This window comes from Catenulispora pinistramenti, from assembly GCF_018274385.1.
Lineage (GTDB): Bacteria > Actinomycetota > Actinomycetes > Streptomycetales > Catenulisporaceae > Catenulispora > Catenulispora pinistramenti.
Window position 1 is genome coordinate 1 of record NZ_JAAFYZ010000087.1, and the last position, 25,778, is coordinate 25,778.

General features: G+C 71.2%; 19 protein-coding genes, 1 pseudogene and 1 riboswitch. Of the genes and pseudogenes, 12 read left to right on the forward strand and 8 right to left on the reverse strand.

Annotated features, from left to right (window positions below; genetic code table 11):
- The coding region (locus KGQ19_RS24090; RefSeq protein WP_212011853.1) for a glycoside hydrolase family 3 C-terminal domain-containing protein at window positions 1-1,834 on the forward strand (1,834 nt) is incomplete at its 5' end.
- Here KGQ19_RS24090 and KGQ19_RS24095 read toward each other — a convergent pair.
- Together KGQ19_RS24095 and KGQ19_RS24100 are read right to left on the reverse strand one after the other, a co-directional pair.
- Complete coding sequence (locus tag KGQ19_RS24095) at window positions 1,831-2,037, reverse strand: hypothetical protein (RefSeq protein WP_212011855.1); 207 nt, start codon at window positions 2,035-2,037, stop codon at window positions 1,831-1,833. The two genes, KGQ19_RS24090 and KGQ19_RS24095, sit on opposite strands and share 4 nt — an antisense overlap.
- Window positions 2,025-2,765 carry a COG4280 domain-containing protein gene (locus KGQ19_RS24100; RefSeq protein WP_212011857.1) on the reverse strand — a complete coding sequence of 247 codons (741 nt, stop codon included), beginning with the start codon at window positions 2,763-2,765 and terminating at the stop codon, window positions 2,025-2,027. The genes KGQ19_RS24095 and KGQ19_RS24100 overlap by 13 nt, the downstream gene beginning before the upstream one ends.
- A gap of 113 nt (window positions 2,766-2,878) precedes the next feature.
- Between KGQ19_RS24100 and KGQ19_RS24105 the strand changes: the two genes are divergently transcribed.
- The 3 genes from KGQ19_RS24105 (at window position 2,879) to erm (ending at window position 9,005) form a co-directional block, all read left to right on the forward strand.
- A complete protein-coding gene (locus KGQ19_RS24105; RefSeq protein WP_212011859.1) occupies window positions 2,879-3,838 on the forward strand; it encodes a cobalamin biosynthesis protein in 960 nt (319 codons plus the stop codon).
- Window positions 3,839-3,912: 74 nt separating this feature from the next.
- A riboswitch (cobalamin riboswitch) is annotated at window positions 3,913-4,030 on the forward strand.
- A gap of 44 nt (window positions 4,031-4,074) precedes the next feature.
- Window positions 4,075-7,830, forward strand: a complete 3,756-nt coding sequence (gene cobN, locus KGQ19_RS24110; RefSeq protein ID WP_212011861.1) for a cobaltochelatase subunit CobN — start codon at window positions 4,075-4,077, stop codon at window positions 7,828-7,830.
- Between the two features lie 347 nt (window positions 7,831-8,177).
- Window positions 8,178-9,005 carry a 23S ribosomal RNA methyltransferase Erm gene (gene erm / locus KGQ19_RS24115; protein ID WP_212011863.1) on the forward strand — a complete coding sequence of 276 codons (828 nt, stop codon included), beginning with the start codon at window positions 8,178-8,180 and terminating at the stop codon, window positions 9,003-9,005.
- 148 nt (window positions 9,006-9,153) lie between these two features.
- On the opposite strand, the gene KGQ19_RS24120 is transcribed toward erm, so the two are convergent.
- On the reverse strand, window positions 9,154-9,576 hold the full coding sequence (locus tag KGQ19_RS24120) for a nuclear transport factor 2 family protein (RefSeq protein ID WP_212011866.1): 423 nt from the start codon (window positions 9,574-9,576) through the stop codon (window positions 9,154-9,156).
- A 114-nt stretch (window positions 9,577-9,690) separates the two neighbouring features.
- Between KGQ19_RS24120 and KGQ19_RS24125 the strand changes: the two genes are divergently transcribed.
- Together KGQ19_RS24125 and KGQ19_RS24130 are read left to right on the forward strand one after the other, a co-directional pair.
- A complete protein-coding gene (locus tag KGQ19_RS24125) occupies window positions 9,691-10,287 on the forward strand; it encodes a TetR/AcrR family transcriptional regulator (protein WP_307856497.1) in 597 nt (198 codons plus the stop codon).
- 119 nt (window positions 10,288-10,406) lie between these two features.
- On the forward strand, window positions 10,407-12,224 hold the full coding sequence (locus KGQ19_RS24130; RefSeq protein ID WP_212011867.1) for a gamma-glutamyltransferase family protein: 1,818 nt from the start codon (window positions 10,407-10,409) through the stop codon (window positions 12,222-12,224).
- A 116-nt stretch (window positions 12,225-12,340) separates the two neighbouring features.
- Here KGQ19_RS24130 and KGQ19_RS24135 read toward each other — a convergent pair whose 3' ends face one another.
- Entirely contained in the window at window positions 12,341-12,946 is a 606-nt protein-coding gene (locus KGQ19_RS24135) for a TIGR03086 family metal-binding protein (protein ID WP_212011869.1), read from the reverse strand.
- A gap of 125 nt (window positions 12,947-13,071) precedes the next feature.
- On the opposite strand from KGQ19_RS24135, the gene KGQ19_RS24140 reads away from it, so the two are divergent.
- From KGQ19_RS24140 to murD, 3 genes are read left to right on the forward strand one after another with little or no spacing between them, the layout of a single operon-like run.
- The gene (locus KGQ19_RS24140) at window positions 13,072-13,704 is read left to right on the forward strand and encodes a maleylpyruvate isomerase N-terminal domain-containing protein (RefSeq protein ID WP_212011871.1); all 633 of its coding nucleotides are present in this window, start codon (window positions 13,072-13,074) and stop codon (window positions 13,702-13,704) included.
- A gap of 58 nt (window positions 13,705-13,762) precedes the next feature.
- Entirely contained in the window at window positions 13,763-14,761 is a 999-nt protein-coding gene (locus KGQ19_RS24145) for an ADP-ribosylglycohydrolase family protein (protein WP_212011873.1), read from the forward strand.
- 36 nt (window positions 14,762-14,797) lie between these two features.
- Complete coding sequence (murD, locus tag KGQ19_RS24150; RefSeq protein ID WP_212011875.1) at window positions 14,798-16,282, forward strand: UDP-N-acetylmuramoyl-L-alanine--D-glutamate ligase; 1,485 nt, start codon at window positions 14,798-14,800, stop codon at window positions 16,280-16,282.
- Between the two features lie 28 nt (window positions 16,283-16,310).
- Here the strand turns inward: murD and KGQ19_RS24155 are convergent, their stop codons facing one another.
- The 3 genes from KGQ19_RS24155 to KGQ19_RS24165 form a co-directional block, all read right to left on the reverse strand.
- The gene (locus KGQ19_RS24155) at window positions 16,311-16,958 is read right to left on the reverse strand and encodes a hypothetical protein (protein ID WP_212011877.1); all 648 of its coding nucleotides are present in this window, start codon (window positions 16,956-16,958) and stop codon (window positions 16,311-16,313) included.
- 71 nt (window positions 16,959-17,029) lie between these two features.
- Complete coding sequence (locus KGQ19_RS24160) at window positions 17,030-17,884, reverse strand: AraC family transcriptional regulator (RefSeq protein ID WP_212011879.1); 855 nt, start codon at window positions 17,882-17,884, stop codon at window positions 17,030-17,032.
- A 49-nt stretch (window positions 17,885-17,933) separates the two neighbouring features.
- Window positions 17,934-19,382, reverse strand: a complete 1,449-nt coding sequence (locus KGQ19_RS24165; RefSeq protein ID WP_212011888.1) for a glycosyltransferase 87 family protein — start codon at window positions 19,380-19,382, stop codon at window positions 17,934-17,936.
- A 203-nt stretch (window positions 19,383-19,585) separates the two neighbouring features.
- Here KGQ19_RS24165 and ftsW point away from each other — a divergent pair, with 203 nt between their 5' ends.
- The 3 genes and pseudogenes from ftsW (at window position 19,586) to murC (ending at window position 23,688) form a co-directional block, all read left to right on the forward strand.
- Entirely contained in the window at window positions 19,586-20,926 is a 1,341-nt protein-coding gene (gene ftsW / locus KGQ19_RS24170; RefSeq protein ID WP_230419317.1) for a putative lipid II flippase FtsW, read from the forward strand.
- Between the two features lie 9 nt (window positions 20,927-20,935).
- Window positions 20,936-22,003, forward strand: a pseudogene (murG, locus tag KGQ19_RS24175) (undecaprenyldiphospho-muramoylpentapeptide beta-N-acetylglucosaminyltransferase); the annotation flags it as partial.
- A 275-nt stretch (window positions 22,004-22,278) separates the two neighbouring features.
- Window positions 22,279-23,688, forward strand: a complete 1,410-nt coding sequence (gene murC, locus KGQ19_RS24180; RefSeq protein ID WP_212011892.1) for a UDP-N-acetylmuramate--L-alanine ligase — start codon at window positions 22,279-22,281, stop codon at window positions 23,686-23,688.
- A 1,571-nt stretch (window positions 23,689-25,259) separates the two neighbouring features.
- On the opposite strand, the gene KGQ19_RS24185 is transcribed toward murC, so the two are convergent.
- Window positions 25,260-25,751 (reverse strand): hypothetical protein, encoded by a 492-nt coding sequence (locus tag KGQ19_RS24185; protein ID WP_212011894.1) that lies wholly within the window; start codon window positions 25,749-25,751, stop codon window positions 25,260-25,262.
- Window positions 25,752-25,778 lie beyond the last annotated feature (27 nt).

Consider the following 25,778-nt stretch of genomic DNA (forward strand, 5'->3'; position numbering starts at 1 on the left):
GTCTGGGCTCGGGTCCGGGCTCGGGCTCGGGTTCGACGGCGTCGTGGTCTCCGACTGGTTCGCCACCCGCTCGACGGCCGAGTCGGCCGATGCCGGGCTGGACGTGGTGATGCCGGGGCCCACCGGACCGTGGGGCGAGGCGCTGGTGGCCGCGGTGCGTGGCGGCGAGGTCGAGGAATCAGTGATCGATGACAAGGTGCTGCGAGTCCTGCGCCTGGCCGATCGCACCGGATTCCTGGCCGGCTCCGATCCGCTGCCCCCGGTGACCACCCCGGACGACGCCGACGCGCAACTCCGGGACATCGCGGCGCGCGCCATGGTGGTGTTGCGCAACGAGCAGGTCGGTGCCGACCCGCTGCTGCCGCTGGACCCCGGTTCGGTCTCGCGGGTCGCGGTCATCGGGCCGAACGCCGCGTGCCTGACGGCGCAGGGCGGCGGGTCGGCGCACGTGAACCCGGCGCACGTCATCAGCCCCCTGACAGCGCTGGCCGAAGCGTTGGGGCCGATGGTGACCGTCGACTACGCCCAGGGCGTGGTCACCCAGCGGCTGCTGCCGGCGATCACGCCGGAGACCGCGACCGATCCCGACACCGGGCACCCGGGGCTGCGGGTGGACTTCATCGACCCGGCCGGGGATGTCCTGGGGAGCGAGGTGCGCCAGGCTTCGCGGTTCGTGTTCATGGGCGGGCTGCCGGCCGGGACCGCCGGGATCCGGGTGCGGGCCGACGTGGTGATCGGGCAGGCCGGTAATCATCAGTTCTCTGTTTCCGGCGTGGGCGCGTTCCGGCTGGTGATCGGGGACAACGCGCCGATGAAGATCACGATGAGTCCGAGTGCGGGCGGTGACCTGGTCGAAGGACTGGTCAAGCCGCCGGAGCACCGGGTGGACGTGGAGATCGAGACCGGGACGGTGCGGCTCGAGGTGGTCGCGCAGGTCGATGCGAATCTGCCCATTGCGATGTTCGGGCTCAACCACCAGGTGCCGGGGCCCTCCGAGGAGGAGCTGTTCCAGGCGGCGCTGGACGCGGCCCGGGCGGCCGACGTCGTGGTGATGGTGGTCGGGACCACCGACGAGGTGGAGAGCGAGGGCTTCGACCGCACCGACTTGTTGCTGCCGGGGCGTCAGGACGAGTTGGTCCAAGCGGTCGCCGCGCAGAATCCGCGCACCATCGTGGTCGTGAACGCCGGGGCGCCGGTGGAGATGCCGTGGCGGGATTCGGTCCCTGCTGTGTTGTGGGCCTGGTTCCCGGGGCAGGAGGGCGGCTACGCCATCGCCGATGCGGTCACCGGCGCGGTCGAGCCCGGCGGCCGGCTGCCCACGACGTTCCCCAAGACCGCCGCCGACGCGCCGGTACTGTCGACGGCGCCGGTGGACGGGAAGGTCGTCTACGCCGAGGGCACGATGTTCGGGTATCGCGGGTATGCGCAGGCTGAGATCGTCCCGGCCTATCCGTTCGGGCACGGTCTGGGCTACACGACCTGGGAGTACGAGGACATCACGGCCGGCGTGAACGCGGCCGGGGACGTCGAGGTCGCGGTGAAGGTGCGGAACACCGGCGAGCGGATCGGGCGTGAGGTGGTGCAGATCTACCTCGCGTGCGAAGGCGGGGACCCGCAGCGGGACGATCCGCCGCGGCTGGTCGGCTTCGGGACGACGCTGGCCGCGCCGAACGAGATCGCCACCGTGCCGATCACCATTTCGCGCCGGGTGCTGGCCCGCTGGGATGTGGCGCGACGCGGTTGGTGGGTGCGGGGCGGAGTGCGGGAGCTGATCGCGGCACGGTCGGCTTGGGACGCGCGGATCCGGACCCGGGTGGAGCTGGCGGGGTCTTAATCCCTCTTCTTCCCCACGGCCCGTACCAAGGTCGCTGCCAGTGCGAGCGTGACGATCACCGGCAGCAGCCACCAGGAGGCGGTGGTGTGCGTGCTCAGGCCGGCGGTTCCGGCCAGCGCGGCGATGACGAGCACGGCGACCAGCGGGTCGTCACCGATGATGAAGTCGTACCAGAACAGCCCGAAGGCTTTCAGCTTGCCCACGCCGCCCGCCTCCGCTTCAGGACCCACACCGCGCTGACCGCCACGAGCAACACGTAGGCGAGGACCGCGGGCAGGAACGCGTCGCCACCCGGCCAGTCGGCACCCGCACCCTCCGCGCCCCAGAACGTGCCGAAGCCGGTGAGCATCACCGCGACCGCGAACTTCAGGGTGTTCTCCGGCACCCGCGCCAGCGGCGCCTTGATCGCCACCCCCGCCGCGCAGACGGTGAGGACGGCGGCCACGGCCGCCACGGCGGCCAGCGGGATGTCGTGCTGGTTCGCGCCGAAGGTCAGGGCGATGAACGCGACTTCCAGGCCCTCCAGCACGACGCCTTTGAAACTGAGGGTGAAGGCGTACCAGTCGTCGACGAGCGGCTTCTTGTCGGCCGCCGCCTCCCGCGCCGCCGCGACCCCGCGCTGGTAGGCGGCGGCTTCATCGCGCAGGTCTTTGTAGCCGGAGGCGCGCAGGATCGCTTTGCGGAGCCACTGCAGGCCGAAGGTGAGCAGCAGACCGCCGACGACCAGCCGCAGCGTTTTGAGCGGCAGGACAGTGAGCGCGGGGCCGAGGACTGCCACCACGGCTGCGAGGAGCAACAGGCCGGCGGCGACACCTTGCAGGGCGGAGCGCCAGCCGCGGGTAAGGCCGACCGCGAGCACGATGGTGAGCGCTTCCACGGCCTCGACGGCGCAGGCTAGGAAGACAGACAGGAGCAGGAAGGTGGTTCCCACCCGCCCAATGTAACTCCGGGACGTGGGAGTTTCGGGGAGCCGCGCATTGCCTTGTGCCAGCCGTTCGCGTTCACCGGACGCTGCGCTCCACTGCGCGCCGATAGATTGCGGGCATGCGATCTTCCTCCCGCGCGGCCGGGCTGGCCCTCGGTTTCGCGGCCGACTGGTACTTCGCGGATCCGCGGCGCGGCCACCCCGTAGCGGGCTTCGGCCGAGTCGCCGACGGCCTACGGCGGGGCCTCTACACCGATTCGCGACCCGCCGGCGCCGCCTACACCGGCCTGCTCGTAGGCGGCGCCGCAGCGCTGGGCATCGCGGCCGAGCGGGCAGCCGCACGGCGCCCGCTAGCCGGGGCCGTACTGACCGCAGCCGCGACCTGGACCGTGCTGGGCGGCACGTCACTGCGCCGCGAGGCAGCAGCGATCGGCGACGCCTTGGGCGCGGGCGACCTGGCAGCCGCCCGCGACCGGCTGCCGCACCTCTGCGGCCGCGACCCACGCGGCCTCGACGCGGACCAGATCGCGCGAGCAGTCGTGGAGTCGGTGGCCGAGAACACCTCGGACGCGGTGGTGGCCCCACTCCTGTGGGGCGCGGTAGCGGGCATCCCAGGCCTGCTCGCCTATCGCGCCGCCAACACCCTCGACGCGATGGTCGGCTACCGCAACACCAAGTACCGCAACTTCGGCTGGGCCTCCGCCCGCCTCGACGACGTCCTCAACTGGCTCCCCGCCCGCTTCACCGGCGCGGCCACAGTCGCCGCAGCCCCAACAGTAGGCGGCAACCCCCTCAGCACACTCAAGGTCCTCCGCCGCGACGGCGCCAGCCACCCCAGCCCCAACGCAGGCCGCTGCGAAGCCTCGGCCGCCGGCGCCCTCGGTGTCCGCCTCGGCGGCACGAACACGTACGGCGCGGTGGTCGAGCATCGCCCGGTGATGGGGGCGGGGCGCGCACCCCGCGTCGCCGACATCCAGCGCGCCGCTGTGCTTTCAGGGACGGTCGGCGCCGCAGCCGCGGTGGCCGCAGCGTGGTTGGCGGGTGTCGGGGGACTGCGGCGGCGGCCTGGGCGGAGGTGATCCGCCAGCCTCCGGCTTACGGAACCGGCAGCCGAGTCACCCACTCGCCGAACTGCCCACTCCCCATCTGGCACACTGTCCCTCAAGACGACAGTCCAGGAAGCCCGTGCGAATCGGACGCTGTCCCGCAACTGTGAGCGTGCCCCACCCCGGGGCCGCAAGTCAGGAACTGCCTGTCGTCCGCACACCATCAGCCCAAGGCGGAGCGCGGACTCCGCGAGAGGAAGTGCCGTCGCATGCCCGCGCGCATTCTGTTGCTGTCCACGGCTGACACCGAGCTCCTGGCCGCCCACGCGTGCGGCGCCCCCTATCGCACCGCGAATCCGGCGCGGCTCGATGCCGAGGGGTTGGGTGCGCTGCTGGCTCAGGCCGATCCTGAGGTCGCGGTTGTGCGGCTACTCGGTGGGCATCGGCCGTGGCGCTGGCTCGTTGACGCGATCACGGCCAGTGGCGTGCCGGCCGTCGTGCTGGGCGGCGAGGCCGTGCCGGACGCGGAGCTGATGGCGCTGTCGACCGTGCCGGGAGGCGTGGTGGCCGAAGCGCTCAACTACCTCACCGCCGGTGGGCCGTCGAACCTGGTCCAGCTCGCGAACTTCCTCACCGACACCGTCCTCGGCGGCGGTGAGGGGTTCGAGGCGCCGCAGGCGATGCCGGAGTTCGGCGTTCACGGGGACCGGGAGCAGCGCGAGGGGCGTCCGACCGTCGGCGTCGTCTTCTATCGCGCGCACGAGCTCTCGGGCAACACCGCGTTTGTGGACACGCTCGCCGACGTCCTCGAAACCCGCGGCGCCAACGTGCTCCCGGTCTACTGCGGCTCCCTGCGAGGCCTCTCCGATGACGCGGGCCAGGGCCTGGTCGAGCTCCTGCGCCGCTGCGACACCCTGGTCGTCACCGTCCTGGCCGGCGGCGGCGCGAACGCGGCGGACGCCAGCGCGGGCGGTGACGAGGACGCCTGGGACGTCGGCGCCCTCGCGGCCCTGGACATCCCGGTCATCCAAGGACTCTGTCTCACTTCCTCGCGCGAAGCGTGGCAGGACTCTGACGCCGCCCTGACCCCGATGGACGCCGCGATGCAGGTGGCGATCCCGGAGTTCGACGGCCGCCTGATCGCCGTCCCCTTCTCCTTCAAGGAGGAGGGCGAGGCGGGCATCCCGGTGTACGTCGCCGACGAGGAGCGCGCGGCACGCCTCGCGGGCATCGCCTACCGGCACGCGGCCCTGCGCGGCATCCCCAACCGCGACAAGAAGCTCGCGCTGGTCCTGTCCTCCTACCCGACCAAGCATTCCCGCGTGGGCAACGCCGTCGGCCTGGACACGCCGGCCAGCGCCGTGCGCCTGCTGACGGCGCTGCGCGCGGCCGGCTACACCGTCGGCGACTTCCCCGACGACGGCGACCAGCTCATCCACCGCCTGATCGCCGCCGGCGGCCACGACGTCGAGTGGCTGACCGAGGACCAGTTGGCCGCGGCGCCCGCGCGCGTGCCGCTGCGCGAATACGAGTCCTGGTTCGCCACGCTGCCCGAGGACCTGCGCGAGGGCATCCGGCGGCACTGGGGCGAGCCGCCCGGGTCGCTGTATGTGGACGGCGAGGACATCGTGCTGGCCTCGCTCCAGTTCGACAACATCCTGCTGATGATCCAGCCCCCGCGCGGCTTCGGCGAGAACCCGATCGCCATCTACCACGACCCCGATCTCCCGCCGAGCCACCACTACCTGGCCGCCTACCGCTGGCTGGAGCACAGCTTCGGCGCGGACGCCGTGGTGCACCTCGGCAAGCACGGCACGCTGGAATGGCTGCCGGGCAAGGGGCTGGGCTTGTCAGAGTCCTGCGCCCCGGACGCGGTCCTCGGCGAGCTGCCGCTGGTCTACCCGTTCATCGTCAACGACCCCGGCGAGGGCACGCAGGCCAAGCGCCGCGGGCACGCGACCATCGTGGACCACCTGATGCCGCCGATGGCCCGCGCCGACACCTACGGCGACCTGGCGAAGCTGGAACAGCTGCTCGACGAGTACGCGACCGTGCAGGCACTGGACCCGGACAAGACACCGACGGTGCGGGCGCAGATCTGGACCCTGATCCGCGCCGCGCAGCTGCACCACGATCTCGCCTCGCTCCTGCACGGCGACGTCGAGAACCCGCCGGCCGACGACGACTTCGACGATTTCGTGCTGCACCTGGACGGCTATCTGTGCGAGATCAAGGACGTGCAGATCCGCGACGGGCTGCACATCCTCGGACGCGCGCCGGAGGGCGACGAACTGGTCGCCGACGTGCTGGCGATCCTGCGGGCGAAGCAGGTGTTCGGGGGTGTGAGCGGCGCGGTCACCGGGCTGCGACAGGCGCTGGCGGCGCTGGTGGGGCTGGACGAGCAGGTGCTGCTGGCCGAGCCCGGGGCGGCGGCGAAGATCCCTGAGACGCTCGTCGTGCTGGCCGATGCGCAGGGGGCGCCCGCGAGGTCGGCGGCCGATGCTGTGGACCTGTTGGAGCAGGTGGCGCGGCGGCTGGTGGACGCGCTCGCCGCGGCGGGGTGGGACCCGGCGGCGGTGCCGGGGGTCTGCGAGGCGGTGCTCGGCGGTTCGGCGGCTGGTCGCGAGTCGGATTCGGCGGCGCCGGCGTCGGTATCGGTGCTGGGCACCTCGGCGGCATCAGAGGTCGCAGCCGTCCTCCGCTTCGCCGCGACCGAGCTGGTCCCGCGCCTGGCCCGCACCACCGACGAGATCGCCAACGTCCTGCGCGCCCTCGACGGCCGCTACATCCCCGCCGGCCCCTCCGGCGCCCCGACCCGCGGTCTGGTCGGCGTGCTGCCGACCGGCCGCAACTTCTACTCCGTGGACCCCAAGGCCATCCCCTCGCGCAACGCCTGGGACGTCGGCCAGGCCCTGGCCGAATCGCTCATCGCCCGCCACCTCGCCGACACCGGCGAGTACCCGCGCTCGGTCGGCCTGACCGTGTGGGGCACCTCGGCGATGCGCACCCAGGGCGACGACATCGCCGAGATCCTGCACCTGCTGGGCTGCCGGCCGGTGTGGGACGAGGCCTCGCGGCGGGTCACCGGCTTCGAGGTGGTGCCGGTGAGCGAGCTGGGGCGGCCGCGCGTCGATGTCACGGTTCGTATCTCAGGCTTCTTCCGTGACGCGTTCCCGCACGTCATCGCGCTCATCGACGACGCCATCCAGGCCGTCGCAGAGCTGGACGAACCGGCGGCCGACAACTACGTCCGGGCGCACGCCGACGCCGACACCGCCGCCCACGGCGACCGCCGCCGCGCCACCACCCGCGTGTTCGGCTCCAAGCCCGGCGCGTACGGGGCGGGGCTGCTGCCGCTGATCGACGCCCGCGACTGGCGCACCGACGCCGACCTCGCCGAGGTCTACGCGGTGTGGGGCGGCTACGCCTACGGCCGCGGGCTGGACGGCCGCGAGGCCCGCGGGGACATGGAGAACGCCTTCCGGCGCATCCAGGTCGCCGCCAAGAACCAGGACAACCGCGAGCACGACATCGTCGACTCCGACGACTACTTCCAGTACCACGGCGGCATGGTCGCGATGGTGCGGTCGCTGACCGGCACCTCGCCGGCCGCCTACGTCGGCGACTCGGCGGTGCCGGAGGCTGTCAGGACTCGTACGTTGGCCGAGGAGACGCACCGCGTGTTCCGGGCGCGGGTGGTGAACCCGCGGTGGGTCGCGGCGATGCAGCGCCACGGCTACAAGGGCGCCTTCGAACTGGCCGCGACCGTCGACTACCTGTTCGGCTACGACGCCACCGCCGGGGTCGTGGACGACTGGATGTATGAGCAGCTGGCCCAGACGTATGTCTTCGACGAGACCAACCGCGCGTTCATGGAGCGCTCGAACCCGTGGGCGCTGCGCGGGATCTCCGAGCGGCTGTTGGAGGCCGCGGAGCGCGGGCTGTGGGCCGAACCGGAGCCGACGACGCTGGACGGGCTGCGTCAGGTGTTCCTGGAGCTGGAAGGCGAGCTCGAAGGGGAGTGAGGGCCGGGGGAAGCCGCGCTGGCCGGGCGCCGCGGCGGACGTGAGCTGTGGCGGACGTGAGCTGTGGCGGACGTGAGCTGCGGCGCAGCGGACACGGGTTGCGGTGCGCGGCACGAGGCGCGAGCGGGTCGACCGAAAATAGCGCGCGGATCCCGACCGCTCCTTGTTAGGCTCCCTGACCATGTGCTGCAACGCGATCTCCATCCGCATCCGCCTCTGACGGCGGGTAGCCGATCCCCTGATCCGCGAGTCCCGCCGCATCCGAGTCCCTGCCGGTGCGGTCATACAGTGCTTGATTCAAGTGCGTGCTGCCCGGCTTCGATCGCGAGCCAGCCGCGGAGCACCCCATGCAGCGCCAAAAGACTTCTTCCGCCTTTTCCGAGTACGTCGGCGGACGCCATGAACTCGGCCAGAACTTCCTTGCCGACCCGGCCCTGATCACCGCGATCCAGCGGCTGGTCAGGACCCAGACTCAGGGCCCGATCATCGAACTCGGGGCCGGGGACGGTGCCCTGACCGCGCCGCTGGCCCGATTGGGCCGCCCGGTCACCGCGTTGGAGCTCGACCCGCGGCGGGTGCGGCGGCTCCAGACCCGGTTTGGCGACGCCGTGGGTGCCGGTGCCGGTGCCGGTGTCGGCGTGGACGTGGACGTGGTGCGGGCCGACGTGCTGCGGCACCGGTTCCCGGCCACGCCGCACACGATCGTCGGCAACGTGCCGTTCCACCTGACCACGGCGATCATCAGGAAGCTGCTGTCCGAGCGCGGCTGGACCGCATCGGTGTTGATCGTGCAGTGGGAGGTCGCACGGCGGCGGGCCGGGGTCGGCGGGGCCAGCATGCTGACCGCCGCGTGGTGGCCCTGGTACGAGTTCGAGCTGGTGCGGCGGATCCCGGCGGCGGCGTTCCGGCCGGTGCCGTCGGTGGATGCCGGGCTGCTGATGATGATGCGGCGGCGCGTGCCGCTGGTCGAGGAGCGTGGCAGGTATCAGGCTTTTGTGAAGCAGGTCTTCCAGGCGCCGGGGCGCGGGCTGGAGGAGATGGTCGGGCGGACCGGGCGGGTGCGGCGCGCGGAGCTACGGGAGTGGGTGCGTCGCGAACGGATCCCGGCCCGGGCCCTGCCCAAGGACTTGGTGGCCGAGGACTGGGCCCGGTTGTGGGAGCTGGCGCGCCGCTGACCTCGGACCACGCTCGCGCCGAAGCAGACTGCGGCTCGGCTCGGCTCGGCTCGGCTAGGCCCGGACCGGACCGGACCGGACCGGCCAGCCTGGCTTAGCCCCGCTCGGCGCGGCGCCGCCCGGCCCGGCCCGCCCCGGCCAGCCTGGCTCAGCCCTGGGCCTGGATGTCCTCCAGCAGTTTCGCCGTCCGCACCCCGTCGCTGTGGTCCCGCGACTCGGCGATCAGCCCGTCGACCACCCGGATCACGTTGATCGAGGGCAGTTCGAACTGCTTGCCGCTGGGCGCCAGGTCGCCGACCACCGTGAACTCCACGACCGCGACCTGCGGGTCGGTGGTCTCGTGGATGGTCACGTTCTTGATCTCGGTGTAGTGCAGGTACTGCGCGAAGCTCTTCATCCGGGCGCGCACGGCGGCGTTGCCGTGGGACTCGCGGAACTCCTCCGGGGCGAAGGGGTTGGTGATGACGACGTCCTCGGCGTAGCAGTCGGCGAGGTCGTCGCGGGTGCCCTCGAGGACCACGCGCAGCATGTTCTCGATGGTCTCGCGGGTCGTGCGGACGTGCTCGGACATGCGGATCTCCTGACGGGAAAGGGTGGGAAGCTAAGAGGGGCGATCGCCCCGCTTCGCTGTCCGGAACGATACGGGGCGCACGCCCCGGTTGTCGAGTGGGGCTACGCTGGCGCTGTGAACGGGTCCGTGGAAGCTGAAGACGAGGCTGGTGGGCGCCCGCTGCGCGCGGACGCCAGGCGCAACCGCGCCCGGGTGCTGGAGGCGGCCGGCGAGGCCTTCGCCGCCGAGGGGCCGGGCGTGCCGCTGGATGAGATCGCGCGGCGGGCCGGGGTCGGCGCCGGGACCGTCTACCGGCACTTCCCGACCAAGGAGGCCCTGCTCCACGCGGTGCTGACCGACCGGCTGGTGGTGCTGCACGCCAAGGCCCAGGACGCGCTGGCCGCCCCGGATCCGGGCCCGGCGTTCTTCGCGTACTTCGAGACGATGGTGCTGGCCGCCGACGACAAGATGGACCTCGCGGCGGCGTTGGCACGGCAGGGGATAGACGTGATGACGGCGACCCGCGAGGTCGCCGTTCCGCTGAAGGCCGCGATGGGGGAGTTGTTGCTGCGGGCGCAGAAGGCGGGTGCGGTGCGGGACGACATCGCCGTCGACGTGCTGCACGCGCTGGTCGTGGCCGCGGTCTCGGCCGCGCGTTCGGTGTCGCCGGCCGAGGTGCCGCGGGTGGTCGGGCTGGTCGCCGATGGGTTGCGGCCGCGCGTCGCGGGGTGAGAGTCAAACCTCTTGGGAGCCATACCCAGCCATACCTTTTGAGAGCCACACCGCACGGCTCAGCCCTTGGCCGATGCCGGTCGGGCGCCTAGGGTAATGCCTGGCAGGAGGGTGGGACGATGACCGACGCTCAAGCATTCACCACACGTCCGGAGCTCAGCGGCACCTTCGGCATGGTGTCCAGCACGCACTGGCTCGCCTCGTCGACGGGCATGGCCGTCCTGGAACGCGGCGGCAACGCCTTCGACGCCGCGGTGGCCGCCGGGTTCGTGCTGCACGTCGTGGAACCGCATCAGAACGGGGCCGGCGGCGACCTGCCGGTGATCTTCGCGCGCGGGGACGACAAGCGGCCGACGGTGTTGTGCGGGCAGGGCGTGGCGCCGGCCGGTGCGACGGTCCGGCACTACCGGGATCTCGGGCTGGAGTTGGTGCCGGGCTCGGGGTTGCTGGCCGCGGCCGTGCCGGGGGCGGTGCCCGCGTGGCTGACCTTGCTGCGCGATCACGGGACGATGGAACTCGCCGACGTGCTGGGCTACGCCATCGGCTACGCGCGCGACGGCTACCCGGTCACGCCCGCGCTATCTCAGTGCATTGCGGATATCGAGCCGATGTTCCGGGAGCACTGGACGACTTCTGCCGACGTCTACCTTCCGGACGGGAAGGTTCCGGCAGCGGGAGCGGTCTTCCGTAACCCGACGCTCGCCGTCACCTACCAGAGCTTGGCCGACTCGGCCGGCGTCACGCGCGAGGCCCGGATCGATGCCGCGTTGGACGCCTGGAGTCAGGGCTTCGTCGCTTCGGCGATTGACGCGTTCGCCCGTTCCGCGTGGCGTGACTCCTCCGGCTCCGATCACGCGGGGGTGATTACGGGTGCTGATATGGCGGCGTGGCAGCCTTCTTATGAGGAGCCGGTTCGGTATGACTTCGGCGGCTACACGTTCTGCAAGACCGGTCCGTGGGGACAGGGGCCGGTGCTGTTGCAGCAGTTGGCGTTGCTCCAGGACCAGGGGCTGATGTCGGATCTGGTACCGGGCAGCGTGGACTTCGTGCATCGGGTGGTCGAGGGCGCGAAGCTCGCCTTCGCCGATCGCGAGGCTTGGTACGGCGACGGCTTCGACACGCCGCTCGATGTTCTGCTCTCGCCGGAGTACAACGCCGCGCGGCGGGGGCTGATCGGCGAGGTCGCTTCGCTGGAGTTGCGTCCGGGGTCGCCGGCTGGCCGGGTGCCGGTGCTGCCGGAGCGTCCTGATCTGCCGATTCCGGCCGATGCCTCGACCGGGGAGCCGGTGGCATCGGGGGCGTCGGGGGCCTCAGGCGCGTCCGGCGTGGGACGTGGCGAGGCGCGGGGCGACACGGTGCACGTGGATGTCGTGGACCGGTGGGGGAACATGGTCGCCGCGATGCCCAGCGGCGGGTGGCTGCACTCCTCGCCGGTGATCCCCGCGCTCGGGTTCTGCCTGGGCACACGGATGCAGATGACGTGGCTACAGGACGGGCTTGCCAGCACCCTGACACCGGGGTCGCGGCCCCGGACCACGCTCTCGCCGACGTTGGCGTTGCGGGCTGACGACGGCGAGCCGCTGCTGGCCTTCGGGTCGCCGGGCGGTGACCAGCAGGACCAGTGGCAGCTGCTGTTCGTGCTGAACCATGTGGTCGGCGGAATGAACCTGCAGGCGGCGATCGACGCGCCGACGTTCCACACCTCGCACTTCCCCGAGTCGTTCTACCCGCGCCCGGCCTACCCGGGGCGTGTGGTGGCCGAGGCCCGACTCGGCGCCGCGGTCTTGGACGGGCTGCGGCACCGGGGGCACGAGGTCGTGGTGTCGGGAGACTGGTCGCTCGGGCGGATGTGCGTGGTGGGGCGGGATCCGGAGCGCGGGTTGGTGCGGGCGGCGGCGAATCCTCGGGGGATGCAGGGGTACGCGGTCGGGCGGTAGGGGCGGGTGCTCAACCGAACACCGGCGGCCACGCGGTGGCAGCGCGGCCTTCGGTCTGGAGCCTTCGGTCTGGAGCTAGAGCTAGAACTAGAACCAGGGCCTACAAGCCTTACCGGCTAAGCAATCGGGCGCCAGCCTGGCGTGCGGCCCAGATGCAACAGAACCTGATCGAGCGCGGAGGAGTCCTCGGGGATCTCCAGCGCGGGGACGAACGCCGAGCCGTCCGCAGTCCGGTTGTCGCCGTTCGGCACGGACAGCGTGATCCGCAGCGCGTCCTGCTCCAACTCCGGACGCAGCTCGAACGGCAGGCCGAGGGTGGCGGCGACGTCCCAGGCGTGCACGATGTAGTCGATGAAGTGGAAGCCGATCGCGATCCGTGCCGGGAATCGGGGCGGGTCGATCTGGAACTCGGGCAGGTCGAAGACGGCGTCGAGGTCGGCGCCTAGCTCCGCGTACGCGGCCAGCACCTCCTCGGACGCCGCCAGGTACTGCTGCACGGCGTCCGGGCCGGCGGGTGCGAACTCCCAGCGCTTCATGTCCGCGCCGTCGCCCCGGGAGGCCGCTGCGAACCCGTGGTGCTGCACTGTCATGTGGCCCAGCAGATCCGCGAGCGTCCACCCCTCGCACGGCGTCGGCCGGCCCAGGTCCGTGACCTGCACTTGCCTGACGATGTCCATACTGTCGCGCACCGCGCGCGCGTTCAGGTCCCTGATATCGGTCATACCTCGATGATCCGCCGCCTGTGTAGCGCCGGTCCACCGGGGTCGGCCGAGTGTGTGTGAACTGGGGATCAGGGCGTGTTTTGGAGGCCGATCGGGCGTCACCGGGTGCGTGGTATAACACGAATATGATCAGTGGGAGCTACCTCGCCGCCGCCGAAGCGGCGACGGCTCTGTTGGCACACCAGGCTGTGGCCGATGCGTGGGACAAGCCCAGCGCTCTGGCGGGCTATGCCGTCAGCGGGCTCGCGGGCCATCTGGCCGGGCAGGTCAATGTGGTGGCCAAGGTGCTCGACGGCCCGGAACCGGACACCGAGCCCATGGCGCTGCTGGACTATCTCCTTCAGGCCACATGGATCGACGCCGACCAAGACGGTGAGGTCCACCAGGGGATCAGAGGCAGCGGCGCCGAGTACGCCGCGCCCGGCCCGCAGGTGCTGGCGGCCCGGACCGCCGAGGTACTTGAGCGACTGCGCCGGGACCTGCCGCGCCAGCTCCCGTCGCGAGTGGTGCAGTTCCCGTGGGGACCGCCCGCACTGCGCCTGGACGACCTGCTGACCAACCGCCTGATGGAACTGGTCGTGCACCTCGACGACCTGGCCGTCAGCGTGGGCGTACCGACACCCGAGGTGCCCGCCCCGGCAACCGACGCGGTCATCAGCCTCCTGGCAACGCTGGCGGCCAGGAGACACGGCTCCGTGCCGGTACTACGCGCGCTGACCCGGGCGGAACGCGCGCCCGCCACGATCGCCGCCTTCTAGAGCCGAACCGCAGATCAAAAAACCCAAGCGCCGGAAGAACACGCCCTAGGATGCGCGGGTGATCGGGGACACGGAACGCGCGGCGCGCGCTGTCGGGACGGTGGTCGGTTCGGCGGTCGGCGACGCGCTCGGCGCACCCTTCGAGTTCGGGGCGGCCGGCGCGTTCTCGGTGAAGTACCCGGTGGAGTACCCGGTGGAGAAGTCTCCGGCCGGGTCGAATCCGCCGGGCGAGCCCACGTCCTCTGAGATGCGCGGCGGCGGTGGCTGGGATCCCGGCGAAGCCACCGACGACACCCAGATGGCTGTGCTGGTCGCGGATTCGCTGCTGGAGCGCGGCGGCTTGGACCCGGCTGACATCTTCGAGCGTTTTCAGCGGTGGGCCCGGTCCGATCCCAAGGACATCGGCTTGCAGACCGAATCGGTCCTGACCAGTGGCGACCCCTGGGACAGCGCGGCCGGGCTGCACTTCTGGATCACCGGCCACGCGGCCGGCAACGGCTCCCTGATGCGCGCCGCGACCTCCGCGATCTACTTCGCATCCGCCGGCCGCGAGGCGACGATGGCCGCGGCCCGCCGCATCGCGGCCCTCACGCACGGCGACCGCGCGGCGTGGGAGGGCACGGCGGTCTTCCACGAGTTGGTGCGGCTCGCCCTCGACGGCGAGGACCCGCTGATCGCGCTGCCCGACGTCATCACGTATATCCACCCCGACCACCGCGACCGCTACGCCGCGATCCTGGCGCCCGACTGGCATCCCAGGATGGCCACCGAGTTCAACGGCGCGGTGTGGCCGTGCCTGGCGTCCGCGGTGTGGGCGCTGCGGACCACCACCGACTACGAATCGGCCCTGCGCGCCGCCATCGACCTCGGCGGCGACACGGACACAGTGGCCGCGGTGACCGGGGGTCTGGCCGGCGCCGTCTATGGCCGCGAGGCGATCCCCGCGCGCTGGACCGACGCGCTTCACGTCCCCGTCCCCGGCTGGGGCGAGCGGGTGGTGCGATATCCGGAGTTGGTCGAGATGGCCATGCGGCTGCTGGCGGCTGCCGCCCAATAAGCGTGCACGCACGCGCCACCTAATAGGCTTGCCCGCATGAACGACTTCGCCGCTCCCGGTCCTGTGCAGTTCGATGGCGCCGCCGTCACGGTGGTCGGGGCGCGGGTGGTCGGGTTGTCGGCGTCGGCGGCGTTGTCGGCGCGCGGGGCGAAGGTGACGTTGGTCGACCGGTATGACGATGAGGTGACCACGGCGCGCGCGGCGCAGGCGGCGGAGCACGGTGCCACGCTGCGGTTGGGCGACGATGAGACGCTGCCGGCCGGGACCCAGTTGCTGGTCGTCAGCCCTGGGATGCCGCCGTCGGCGCCGATCGTGGCGGCGGCGCGGGCGGCCGGGGTGCCGATCTGGGGTGACGCCGAGCTGGCGTGGCGGTTGCGGGCGCCGTTGCCGGACGGGAGCTACGCGCCGTGGCTGGTCGTCACCGGGACCAATGGCAAGAGCACCACGGTGCGGATGGCCGAGTCGATGCTGAAGCAGGCCGGGAAGAACGTCGTGGCGTGCGGCAACATCGGGTACCCGGTGCTGGACGCGGTGCTGCGGGGGCAGGCCGGCGGGGAGGCCGGGGAGCCGTTCGAGGTGCTGGTCATCGAGCTGTCCAGCTACCAGCTGCACTGGAGCTCCACGCTGAGCCCGCTGGCCGCCGTGGTGCTGAACCTCGCCCCGGACCACATCGACTGGCACGGTTCGTACGCCGAGTACGTCAACGCCAAGGCCCGCGCGTACGAGAACTGCCAGATCGCCGCGATCTACAACGCCGCCGACCTGGAGACCGTGCGCCTGGTCGAGGAAGCGGACGTCGTCGAGGGCTGCCGGGCCGTCGGCTTCACGCTCGGCGCGCCGGGGCTGTCGATGCTCGGCGTGGTGGACGGCATCCTGGCCGACCGCGCCTTCGTGGACGACCGCCGGACCAGCGCCGCCGAGCTGGGCACCGTCTACGACGTCGAGCCGCACGCCCCGCACAACATCGCCAACGCGCTGGCCGCCGCCGCGCTGGTCCGCGCCTACGGCGTGGAGCCCACGGCGGTGCGCGACGGGTTGCGCGAGTTCCGGCCCGAGCCGCACCGCATCGCCTGGGTGGCGAGCATCGACGGGGTGGACTACGTCGACGACTCCAAGGCCACCAACCCGCACGCCGCCTCCGCCTCGATCGGCACCTACGACCACGTGGTCTGGCTGGCCGGCGGGCTGGCCAAGGGCGCGGACTTCGACGACCTGGTGGAGCGGCACGCCAAGCGGCTGCGCGGCGCGGTCCTGTTCGGCGCCGAACGCCACCTGGTCGCCGAGGCGCTGCGCCGCCGGGCCCCGGAGGTGCCGGTGGCGGACCTCGGCGGACCCGGCCCGGACCAGGCGGCCGAGGTGATGGCCGAGGCGGTCAAGGCCGCGCGGGCGATGGCCGTGACCGGGGACACCGTGCTGCTGGCGCCGGCGTGCGCGTCGATGGACATGTTCAGTTCGTACGGGCAGCGGGGGGATGTCTTCGCTGAGGCGGTCCGGGAGTTGAAGGCCGAGGTCGCGGAGTGACGGGAAGAGAACTGCTCATCAAGCAGAGCTACTGACCCGGCAGCCGCTTCGCCCGGAACGCCCGGGCGAAAGCGGCCCCGGTCGGCGTCACATCCGGGTCCTCAGCGATGATCGCGTACAGCGCGGAGGCGGCCGTGAGATCGCCGAGCGCGGCGTACAACCCGGCCTTGTTCAGCAGCAGCGTGGTCTTGGTCTCCGGATCCGGATCCCCGGCGAGCCCGTTGTCCATGGCGATCACCCGGTCCTGCGGATCCTCCAGCAGCAGCGAGAGCTCCTTCCACGCCGGCGGGAATCCCGGGAACCGCTGCGTGATGGTCCGCAGGATCCGCGTCTTCTCCGCGCGGTCCTCCAGCCACTCCAACTGCACGAAGGCCCTGGAGAAACCCGGGCTGAGCTGTCCGGCGTGCTCCCGTCGCAGCATGTCCAGCGTGGTGCGGCAGGTGAAGAAGCCGGCCGGGGACAGCAGCGCCACCCGCTCGTACAGGTTCTGCGCGGCGCGCGAGTCGCCGCGCATGAGGTGCGTGAACGCGGCGTCGTACGGCGGGTACGGCCACTCCGGGGCGAGCGCCGCGGCCCGGCCGAGCAGCGTCAGGGCCTCGTCGTAGTCGCCGCGGGCGCCGGCGGAGCGGCCTTCGGCGTGGAGGCGGTGGGCTTCCGACGGGATTTCGTAGCTCATGGACTATCAAACTATTCCGCTCGTCTGTTCGACGGTAGACCTGTGCCGCAGTCCTCTGACACCGGACGGGATCAGCGCCCCGCGCCCCGCACGAAGACCCCTGGAGTGATCCCGTACGCCCGCTTGAACCAGCGCGCCAGATGCGCCTGGTCGGCGAAGCCGGTGGCCGCCGCGACCTCGGCCGGGGCGGTGCCGACGGCCAGCAGGGAGCGGGCGTGGCGCAGGCGGAGCTGGCGTTCGTAGTCGCTCGGCGACATGCCGAACTCGGCGGAGAAGGCGCGGTAGAGGGCGAACCTGCTGCACCCGGCGGCCTCGGCGAGCAGTTCCACCGACACCGGCTCGGGATACGCCTCGCGCATCAGGGCCCGGGCCCGGCGCGCCGCCGCCCGCTGGGCACCGTCGGCCAGGGTCCTGATGCGCGGCGGCCGGGTCGCCCCGCGCACGTGCGCGCCGAGGATGACGGCCCGCAGGTGCTCGTCCCGGGCCAGCGGGCCGGCCCCGGCGGCCAGCGCGGCGTGCAGGCGCGCGATGGCGTGCGCCAGGCGGCGGTCGCCGAGGACCGGACGGGTGAACAGCGGCAGGGGAGCGGCGGTGTCGGAAGCACCCGGGTCGGTCGTGGCGGCGTCGGCCAGCACCGCGCGCACGGCCTGCGGGGACACGTGCACGATGCGGTAGTGATACCCGAGTTCGGCGGCGGCGTGGCCGTCGTGCGGGTCGTCCGGGTTCAGTGTCATGGCCATCCCGGCGGAGCTGGTGTGCAGGCCGCCGCGGCAGTGGAACTGTTGGGCGCCGGCTTCGGTGACGCCGAAGGAGTAGGCGTCGTGCGAGTGCGGGGCGAAGACGTGGTCGCGGAAGCGGGCGTACATGGCTTCGACGCCTCGGGCGTCGTCGCGCCAGTATTCGGCCCAGCCTCGGGTCCCTGCCATGCCTTCTATTGTGGGCCTTCTGTCGCGGGCCCCTCTATTGGGGAGCCGATCAGCCTGCGGTGGGAGCACCGGCCAGTTCTTCGGCGCTCGTCTCCTCAGCGCTCGTCTCCTCAGCGGCCGTCTCCTCAGCGTCAGCGTCCGTCTCGTTCCGGCGCAACCGCCGGAACTCCAGGACCGCCACCGCCACGACGAACGCGACACCGGCCAGCACGTACCCGTTGCCGTACAGCATCTGGAACGGATCCCACGCCTCTTCCCGGCCCAGCGAGCGCGGCGCGTAGTTGATCAGCCCGGTCGGGATCAGCGGCTGGCGCGGATCGGACCCGCCCGAGTCGTTGACCCGCATCGGCCAGGCCAGCATGGCGATCGTCCCGACCGCCGCCCAGACCCGGGTCCGCAGCTGCCCTGAGCGGATCGCGGCGTGGATCGCCAGCACGAGCAGCAGTTCGACCCACACCCAGTGGCAGGTCCAGGAAATCGGCGAGATCTCCAGCGCGATGACCGAGACCACGGCGCCGGCCAGCAGTTCGGCGCCGCGGTTGGCGGCCAGCGCGGCGGCGGCCAGGCCGACGATCACGATCAGCGCGCTGGCCAGCAGCCACGGGTACTTCGCGGCATGATCGTTGTTGTTCAGCAGCCGCAGGAACATCCCTTGGAAGGACTGGTTCGCGGCGTAGTCGCGGCCGAAGGGGGTGACCCCGATCGCGTGGAACCAGAACTCGCGCGAGGCCTTGGGCAGCACCAGCCACACCGCGCCGCTGACCGCCACGAAGCTGCCGGTGGCCACGGCCGCGGCCCGGAATCGCCGGGTGAGCAGCAGATAGACGATGAACAGGCCCGGAGTCAGTTTGATCGCGGTGGCCAGCCCGATCCCGATCCCCTTGGTCCAGCGCCGGTCGCCCTGCGCCAGGTCCGCCACGACCAGCGCCATCACCACCACGTTGACCTGGCCGAGGTTCAGGTTCGAGTGCACCGGCTCCAGCCAGATGCCGACGGCGGCCACGCCCAGGGCGGCGCCGAGCCGCCCGAAGCCGGCCCGGTAGCCGAGCATGCCCCATGCCGACCAGGCGACGGTGACCAGGCAGGCGATGCTGACGGCCGTGGTCAGCACCTTGATCTGCTCGAAGGTGAGCCAGGTCAGGTGCGCGTAGCCCAGGGCGGTGAGCGGGGGGTAGAGGTAGGGCAGCTTGCCCAGACCGAAGCCGTTCGAGTACAGGTGCTGCTGGTCGTGCGCCAGCGACCGGCCGGCCTCGTAGTAGACGTCGAGGTCGATGGTGAGCCACAGATCCTGCGGATGCGCCGAGACGACGACGATCCGCAGCCAGACCGAGCACACGAAGGCGACGAGGCCGGCGACGGCGAGGGTCCGGCCCCGGGGTATGCGCACGTGCTGGGAGGCGATGCCGAGGTAGGGGACGCGTTCGCCGCGGCGCAGGGCCGTGAGCGCGGCGGCACCGGTGACCGGCAGGGAACGGACGGTGGCCGGTAGTTGCGGCATTCGGGACGAACCCCCCGGGGACGGCTGTGAGCGTGGCGAATCATCCCCGCCGGGAACCAGGCGCCGGCGCGGCGGCAATGCGGCACATCACTCTAGACGGACCTCGTCCCAGGTGCGTAATAGACCGGTGAGGGGCCCCGGTTTCCCGACACCCCACCTCAAGCTGACCCCCCGTCCGCCGCCCGCTGGCTAACCTAAGGACCATGAGTGAACAGGCCGCGGACTCGCAGGCGTCGCCGTTGAAGAACGCCGTGCGTGCGCTGCGGGCCCGTCGCGCCGTCCTGAAGTCCTTGTTCGACCTCGAACTCACGTCCTACTACCTGCTGGTCGGGGCCGTGCTGTTGCTGCTCGGCATCGGGTTGCTGGAGGTGTTCTCGGCCTCGAGTGTCAACAACCTGGTGAACGGCCGGCCGATGCTGTCCTCGATCCAGAACCAGGCGATCTCGGCGGTGCTGGGGCTGGCGCTGATGTGGGGCGCGTCGCGGCTGCCGCCGAGGGCATACCGGACGCTGGCCTATCCCGCGCTGGTCGGGACCGTGCTGGCGCTGCTGCTCGTGCTGGCCGTCGGGTCCTCGCACAACGGCAACAAGAACTGGCTGATCATCGGGCCGCTGACGGTGCAGCCCAGTGAGTTCGCCAAGCTGGCGCTGGTGCTGTGGGGCGCGGACCTGCTGGTGCGCAAGGAGAAGCTGCTCACCACCTGGGACCACCTGCTGGTGCCGCTGGTGCCCGGAGCCGTGGTGATCATCGCGCTGGTGATGATGGGCGGGGACATGGGGACCTCGATAATCATCGTCGCCATCGTGTTCTGCCTGCTGTTCACGGCCGGCGCGCCCGGGCGGCTGTTCTCCATCCTGCTGTGCTCGGCGGTGGGGCTGGCGACGCTGGCCATCTTGATGCGGCCCTCGCGGGTGCGGCGGTTCACCAACTTCCTCAGTCCCGAGAACGACCCCGGCGGCACCGGCTACCAGGCCATCCACGCGTTCCAGGCGCTGGCCAGCGGCGGCTGGTTCGGGGAGGGCCTGGGCGCGAGTAAGCAGCGCTGGGGGCAGCTGCCGGAGGTGCAGACCGACATGATCTTCGCCATCATCGGCGAGGAGCTGGGGCTGATCGGCGCGCTGACGGTGCTCGGGCTGTTCCTGACGCTCGCCTACGCCGGTATCCGGATGGCGCTGCGGACCACCGACCCGTTCGTACGGCTGGTGTCGGCCTCGGTCACGGTCTGGCTGGCGGCGCAGATGATGATCAACCTCGGGGCGGTGACCGGCGTGCTGCCGATCGCGGGTGTCCCGTTGCCGTTCGTGTCTTATGGCGGGTCGTCGCTGTTGCCGTCGTTGACGGCGGTCGGGATGCTCATGTCGTTCGCCAGGCGCCGTCCTGAGCCGTTGGATCCGGCCGGGGCGGATGCCGGGTCGAGCGCCGGGGCTAGCGGTAACGGCGGGTCGAGCGGCGGGGCTAGCGCGGGATCGAACACTTCGCCGGACACGGTGCGCGATCGGGGCGTCACCTCGGAGCGTCCGGAATCGGCCCCCGCCGACCGATAGGGTGGCCGGGTGCATGTGGTCATCGCCGGCGGCGGCAGCGCCGGGCATATCGAACCCGCCCTGAACACCGCGGACGCGCTTCGGCGTGCCGATCCCACGATCGGGATCACGATGCTGGGTACCACCAAGGGCCTGGACACCAAGCTGATCCCGGCCCGCGGGTACGAGCTGCGGCTGATCCCGGCCGTCCCGCTGCCGCGCAAGCCGTCCGCGTCGTTGCTGACCCTGCCCTCCCGGCTGCTGGGCACGGTCAAGGCCGCGCAGCAGGTGATAACGGACGTCGACGCGGACGTCGTCATCGGCTTCGGCGGCTACGTCGCGCTGCCGGCCTACCTGGCCGCCCGGCGGGCCAAGCGGCCGATCGTGGTGCACGAGGCCAACATCCGCCCGGGCCTGGCCAACCGGGTCGGCGCCAAGTTCACCGACCACGTGCTGACCGGCAACCCGGCGGTCCCGATGCCCGGCGGGGTCTGCGTCGGCATGCCGCTGCGCCCGGCCATCACCAGCCTGGACCGCGCGGCCACCCGCGCCGAGGCCCGCAAGGCCTTCGGCCTGGACCCGGACCGGCCCACGCTGCTGGTCACCGGCGGTTCGCAGGGCGCACGGCGGCTGAACGACACGATGATCGCCTCGGTGAAGCGGCTGCACGACGCCGGGATCCAGGTGCTGCACTCCTACGGCGACAAGAACTCGGTGGCGATAGAGCAGGACCCCGCCGGGCCGCCGTATGTGGCGCTGCCGTACGTGGACCGGATGGACCTCGCCTACGCCGCCGCCGACCTGGCGATGACCCGCGGCGGGATGATGACGTGCAGCGAGCTGGCCGCGGTCGGGCTGCCGTCGGTGTACGTGCCGCTGCCGGTCGGCAACGGCGAGCAGCGGCTGAACGCCACGCCGGTGGTCGAGGCCGGGGGCGGGCTGCTGATCGACGACTCGGCGCTGACGCCGGAGTGGTTCGCGGCGAACGTGGTGCCGCTGCTGCTGGACTCCGAGCGGCTGGTGACGATGAGCGCGGCGGCGCGGCGGTTCGGGATCCGGGACGCGGACGAGAAGATCGTGGATCTGGTGTTCGCGGCGGCTGGGATCGCGCGGCCGGGGGCTTCGGTTGTTGTGCCTGCGGCCGCTTCGAGTGCTGAGGCGCGTCCGGCTGCGGCTGCGGCTGCGGACGCGGTTGCGGCCGAGGCCGGCGCCGAAGCTGAGGCAGGTGCAGAAGCCAAGGTCGCTAGCGAGTCCGTCGCCGAAGCTGAGGTCGCTACCGAGTCAGTCACCGAAACCGACGTCGCCACCGAAGCCGAAACAGCGGTCGAAGCCAAGGTCACCGTCGGCACCACCGACACCGAGGAGGGCAACCGATGAAGCGCTTCCCGGCCCCGGCCGAAGTCATCCCGGCCGCCGAGCTCGGCCGCATCCACTTCGTCGGCATCGGCGGCGTCGGCATGGCGCCGCTGGCGCGGGCCGTGATCGGCCGCGGCCTGCCGGTCAGCGGCAGCGAGATCAAGGATTCGGCGACGGTCCGCGAACTGCGCGACCTCGGCGCTACCATCGCGCTCGGCCAGGCGCCGGAGAACCTGGACGGCGTCGACACCGTCGTGGTCTCCGCCGACATCCCGGAGTGGAACGTCGAGGTCGTCGAGGCCGGCGCCCGCGGCCTGCGGCTGCTGCACCGGGCCTCCGCGCTGGCGTCCTTGATGCCGGGCTACCGCGCGGTGGCCATCGCCGGCACCCACGGTAAGACCACCACCAGCTCGATGGTCGCCGTCGCGCTGCGGCACGCGGGGCTGGACCCGAGCTTCGTGATCGGCGGCGAGATCGGCACCACCGGGGAGTCCGGGCACGCCGGGGCCGGCGACATCCTGATCGCCGAGGCCGACGAGTCCGACGGCACGTTCACGCACTACCGGCCGACCGTCGCCGTCATCACCAACATGGAGCTCGACCACCCGGACCACTTCGCCGACGTGGCGCAGGTCCACGCCGAGTTCCAGGACTTCGCCGACCGGCTGGAGCCCGGCGGCACGCTGGTCTGTTTCGCCGACGACCAGGCCGCGCGGGCCATCGCCGAACGCACCGCCGCGCGCGGGGTGCGGGTGCTGACCTACGGACTCGGCGAAGACGTGGACATCCGGGTCACCGACGTCGGCACCGTCGGCGGCTTCCCGACCTTCAAGCTGGTCACGGCCACCGAGACCCACGGCCCGATCACCCTGTCCATCCCGGCCCGGCACAACGCCCTCAACTCCGGCGCCGCCCTCGGCGTGGCCCTGGCGCTCGGCGTGGAGCCCAAGCCGTTCCTGGAAGGCGTCGCGCAGTTCACCGGCGCGCGCCGCCGCATGCAGTTCCTCGGCGAGGTCGGCGGCGTGAAGGTCTACGACTCCTACGGCCACCACCCGACCGAGATCGCCTCGGACCTGTCCGCGGCCCGCGAACTGGTCGGCGAGGGCCGCGTCATCGTCGCCTTCCAACCGCACCGCTACTTCCGCACCAACACCTTCCTGCACGAATTCGGCCCGGCCCTCGGCAGCGCCGACGCGGCCGTGGTCCTGGACGTCTACTCGCACGGCGAGGAGCCGATCCCCGGCGTCGGCGGCGACGTGATCGCGGCCGAGACCGGCCTGCCCCCCGAGGCCAGCCTCTTCGAGCCGGACTTCGACCGGGTCCCGCAGCGGCTGGCGGAGCTGGCTGGGCCCGGCGACCTGGTGGTCACGGTCGGGGCGGGGGACGTGACGGAGATCGGGCCGCGACTGCTGAAGCTGCTGGCTTAGGTTAGGCATGATGGCTTAGTTCGAAGCAGGCAACCTTTGCCCGGGAGTTCGCGACGCGCCGGTTTCAGGGCGAATCCGTTCCCGGGCGGTGGCTGCGGGCCGGGTTGCTGTTGGTTTGTGGGTTTTAAATGCCTTTTACGGCCTTCGGTTATAGGTGTGCCGGTTCGGGGTTCGGGTCGGCGGGTGTGTTTGTCGGCTGCCGGTTTACGTGTTCACAACCCCGCCGCAACTCAGGCCTCTTCAACTCCAGCAAGTCAGAACAAGAGCAAGAGCCAGATCAAAGACCAGATCAACAGCAAGATCAACAGCAAGATCAAAAACTGTGATGAAGGGCCGGGCCTCCGGCGGGCCTCGGCAACCTCAGGGAAACTAGCGCGGTTCCCTAGGGTGGCTGGGTGAGTCTCAGCGGCGGCGGCCTGTGGGGTGGTGCGGTCCGTTCCCCTCGGTCGCGTCGTCAGCCCGATGGGTACAGCACCGGTGTCCGGGGGTAAAGTCCGCGCGCTGCGGTCGGGCATGTGAGCTGCGGTTTTTTTCAGCGCGAACTTGACCCCCGGCCACCGGCACTGTAGGCGAAGCCCTGCCGACGCGACCGAGGGGAACGAACCGAAAACCAGCCGGAGAAATACAAAACGCAGGGAACGAGGACACCGGTTGGTTGATGCCGCTGCCGGTGAGGGCGTGGCGGCGGGCCGGTGGTCAGTTGGTCGAGAACATGCCCGGGTGCGGTAGGCGGCATGCCTGGGTGGCCCGTCTATCTGTCATCCGGCGGCAGCCATCTTGGTGGTCGGGTATGTCTGTGATCCGGCGGCAGCCATCTTGGTGGCCAGGCGAGCCCGCGCCTGCACCTGCACCTGCGGCCGCACCCGCCAGCACAGAATGAGCACCCTGCGACTGTCGCGATGCCAGCACCCCGACCGGCGGCCGAATCCGCCGAGCCGCCGGTACCGAACCACTGGGCTTTGCCATTCTTCCGGTCGGTTTTCGGTTCGTTCCCCTCGGTCGCGTCGGCAGGGCTTCGCCTACAGTGCCGGTGGCCGGGGGTCAAGTTCGCGCCATACGAAACCGCCGCCTACCTGCATGACCGCCGCGCGCGGACTTTACCCCCGGACACCGGTGCTGTACCCCCCGGGCTGACGACGCGACCGTGGGGAACGGACCGCACCACCTCACAAACCGCCGCCGCTGAGCCCTGACCCAGCCACCCTAGGGAACCGCGCTAGTTTCCCTGAGGTTGCCGAGGCCCGCCGGAGGCCCGGCTCTTCACCACAGTTTTTGATCTTGCTGTTGATCTGGTCTTTGATCTGGCTCTTGCCCTTGCTCCGACTTGCTGAAGTTGAAGAGGCCTGAGGTGGGGCGGGGTTGTGAACGCGGAAACCGGCAGCCGACAAACACACCCGCCGACCCGAACCCCGAACCGGCACAACTATGACCGAAGGCCGTAAAAAGCATTGAAACCCACAGCCCAACCGCAACCCGCCCCGCAAACTCCAGCCCCCGCAAGAAGATCCGAACCCCGAACGTGCCCGTCGGCACCCGGGTCTTCCAGGGCGACCCCAGCCGCAAGACTTGCCTCACCGCGTACCATCCACCATCCACCATCCACCATCCACCATCCACCGCCGAGGCCGCACCGACCATCGTCGCCATAAGGCGCCAGTTCGTAGATCCACGATCAGGGCGTCCCGGTTCGGGGCGCCCTCGCAACAGCCGTTCCACTTCGCGTCGAAGGGGAGCCGATCGGCTTCTTCGGCTTCCTGGAAGGTCGCCAGGGTCGGACGGAGGCAGTCGAAGGCCGCGGTGAGCTCGTCGTCTGTCAGGGGGCGCATGTTGTTGGCGTGCGGATGCTCCTCGCCCGGCTTGTCCCGGGCGAGGAGGCGGTACACGTCGAGGATCGAGTGGGTGCCCTCGTCGGTCATGAATTCCTCGTCGGCCCACAGGTCCGCCAGGGTCTTGCTGTACCGGCTGAACCCGCTGCGCTTGAAAACCTCAGCTTGCAGCGCGTCCAGCGTCGAAGCGATGTCGCCTCGGTACTTCTCGCGGTAGCTCCAGCTCGAAGCACCCATCTTTGTCTCCTCGCTACTAGTTGCGAG

What these genes read in the sequence shown, in the direction of transcription:
- KGQ19_RS24105 (WP_212011859.1), top strand. Translation starts at nt 2,879, where the DNA reads ATGCGATCTTCCTCCCGCGCGGCCGGGCTGGCCCTCGGTTTCGCGGCC.
- cobN (WP_212011861.1), top strand. Translation starts at nt 4,075, where the DNA reads ATGCCCGCGCGCATTCTGTTGCTGTCCACGGCTGACACCGAGCTCCTG.
- erm (WP_212011863.1), top strand. Translation starts at nt 8,178, where the DNA reads ATGCAGCGCCAAAAGACTTCTTCCGCCTTTTCCGAGTACGTCGGCGGA.
- KGQ19_RS24120 (WP_212011866.1), bottom strand. Translation starts at nt 9,576, where the DNA reads ATGTCCGAGCACGTCCGCACGACCCGCGAGACCATCGAGAACATGCTG.
- KGQ19_RS24130 (WP_212011867.1), top strand. Translation starts at nt 10,407, where the DNA reads ATGACCGACGCTCAAGCATTCACCACACGTCCGGAGCTCAGCGGCACC.
- KGQ19_RS24135 (WP_212011869.1), bottom strand. Translation starts at nt 12,946, where the DNA reads ATGACCGATATCAGGGACCTGAACGCGCGCGCGGTGCGCGACAGTATG.
- KGQ19_RS24140 (WP_212011871.1), top strand. Translation starts at nt 13,072, where the DNA reads ATGATCAGTGGGAGCTACCTCGCCGCCGCCGAAGCGGCGACGGCTCTG.
- murD (WP_212011875.1), top strand. Translation starts at nt 14,798, where the DNA reads ATGAACGACTTCGCCGCTCCCGGTCCTGTGCAGTTCGATGGCGCCGCC.
- KGQ19_RS24155 (WP_212011877.1), bottom strand. Translation starts at nt 16,958, where the DNA reads ATGAGCTACGAAATCCCGTCGGAAGCCCACCGCCTCCACGCCGAAGGC.
- KGQ19_RS24160 (WP_212011879.1), bottom strand. Translation starts at nt 17,884, where the DNA reads ATGGCAGGGACCCGAGGCTGGGCCGAATACTGGCGCGACGACGCCCGA.
- KGQ19_RS24165 (WP_212011888.1), bottom strand. Translation starts at nt 19,382, where the DNA reads ATGCCGCAACTACCGGCCACCGTCCGTTCCCTGCCGGTCACCGGTGCC.
- ftsW (WP_230419317.1), top strand. Translation starts at nt 19,586, where the DNA reads ATGAGTGAACAGGCCGCGGACTCGCAGGCGTCGCCGTTGAAGAACGCC.
- murC (WP_212011892.1), top strand. Translation starts at nt 22,279, where the DNA reads ATGAAGCGCTTCCCGGCCCCGGCCGAAGTCATCCCGGCCGCCGAGCTC.
- KGQ19_RS24185 (WP_212011894.1), bottom strand. Translation starts at nt 25,751, where the DNA reads ATGGGTGCTTCGAGCTGGAGCTACCGCGAGAAGTACCGAGGCGACATC.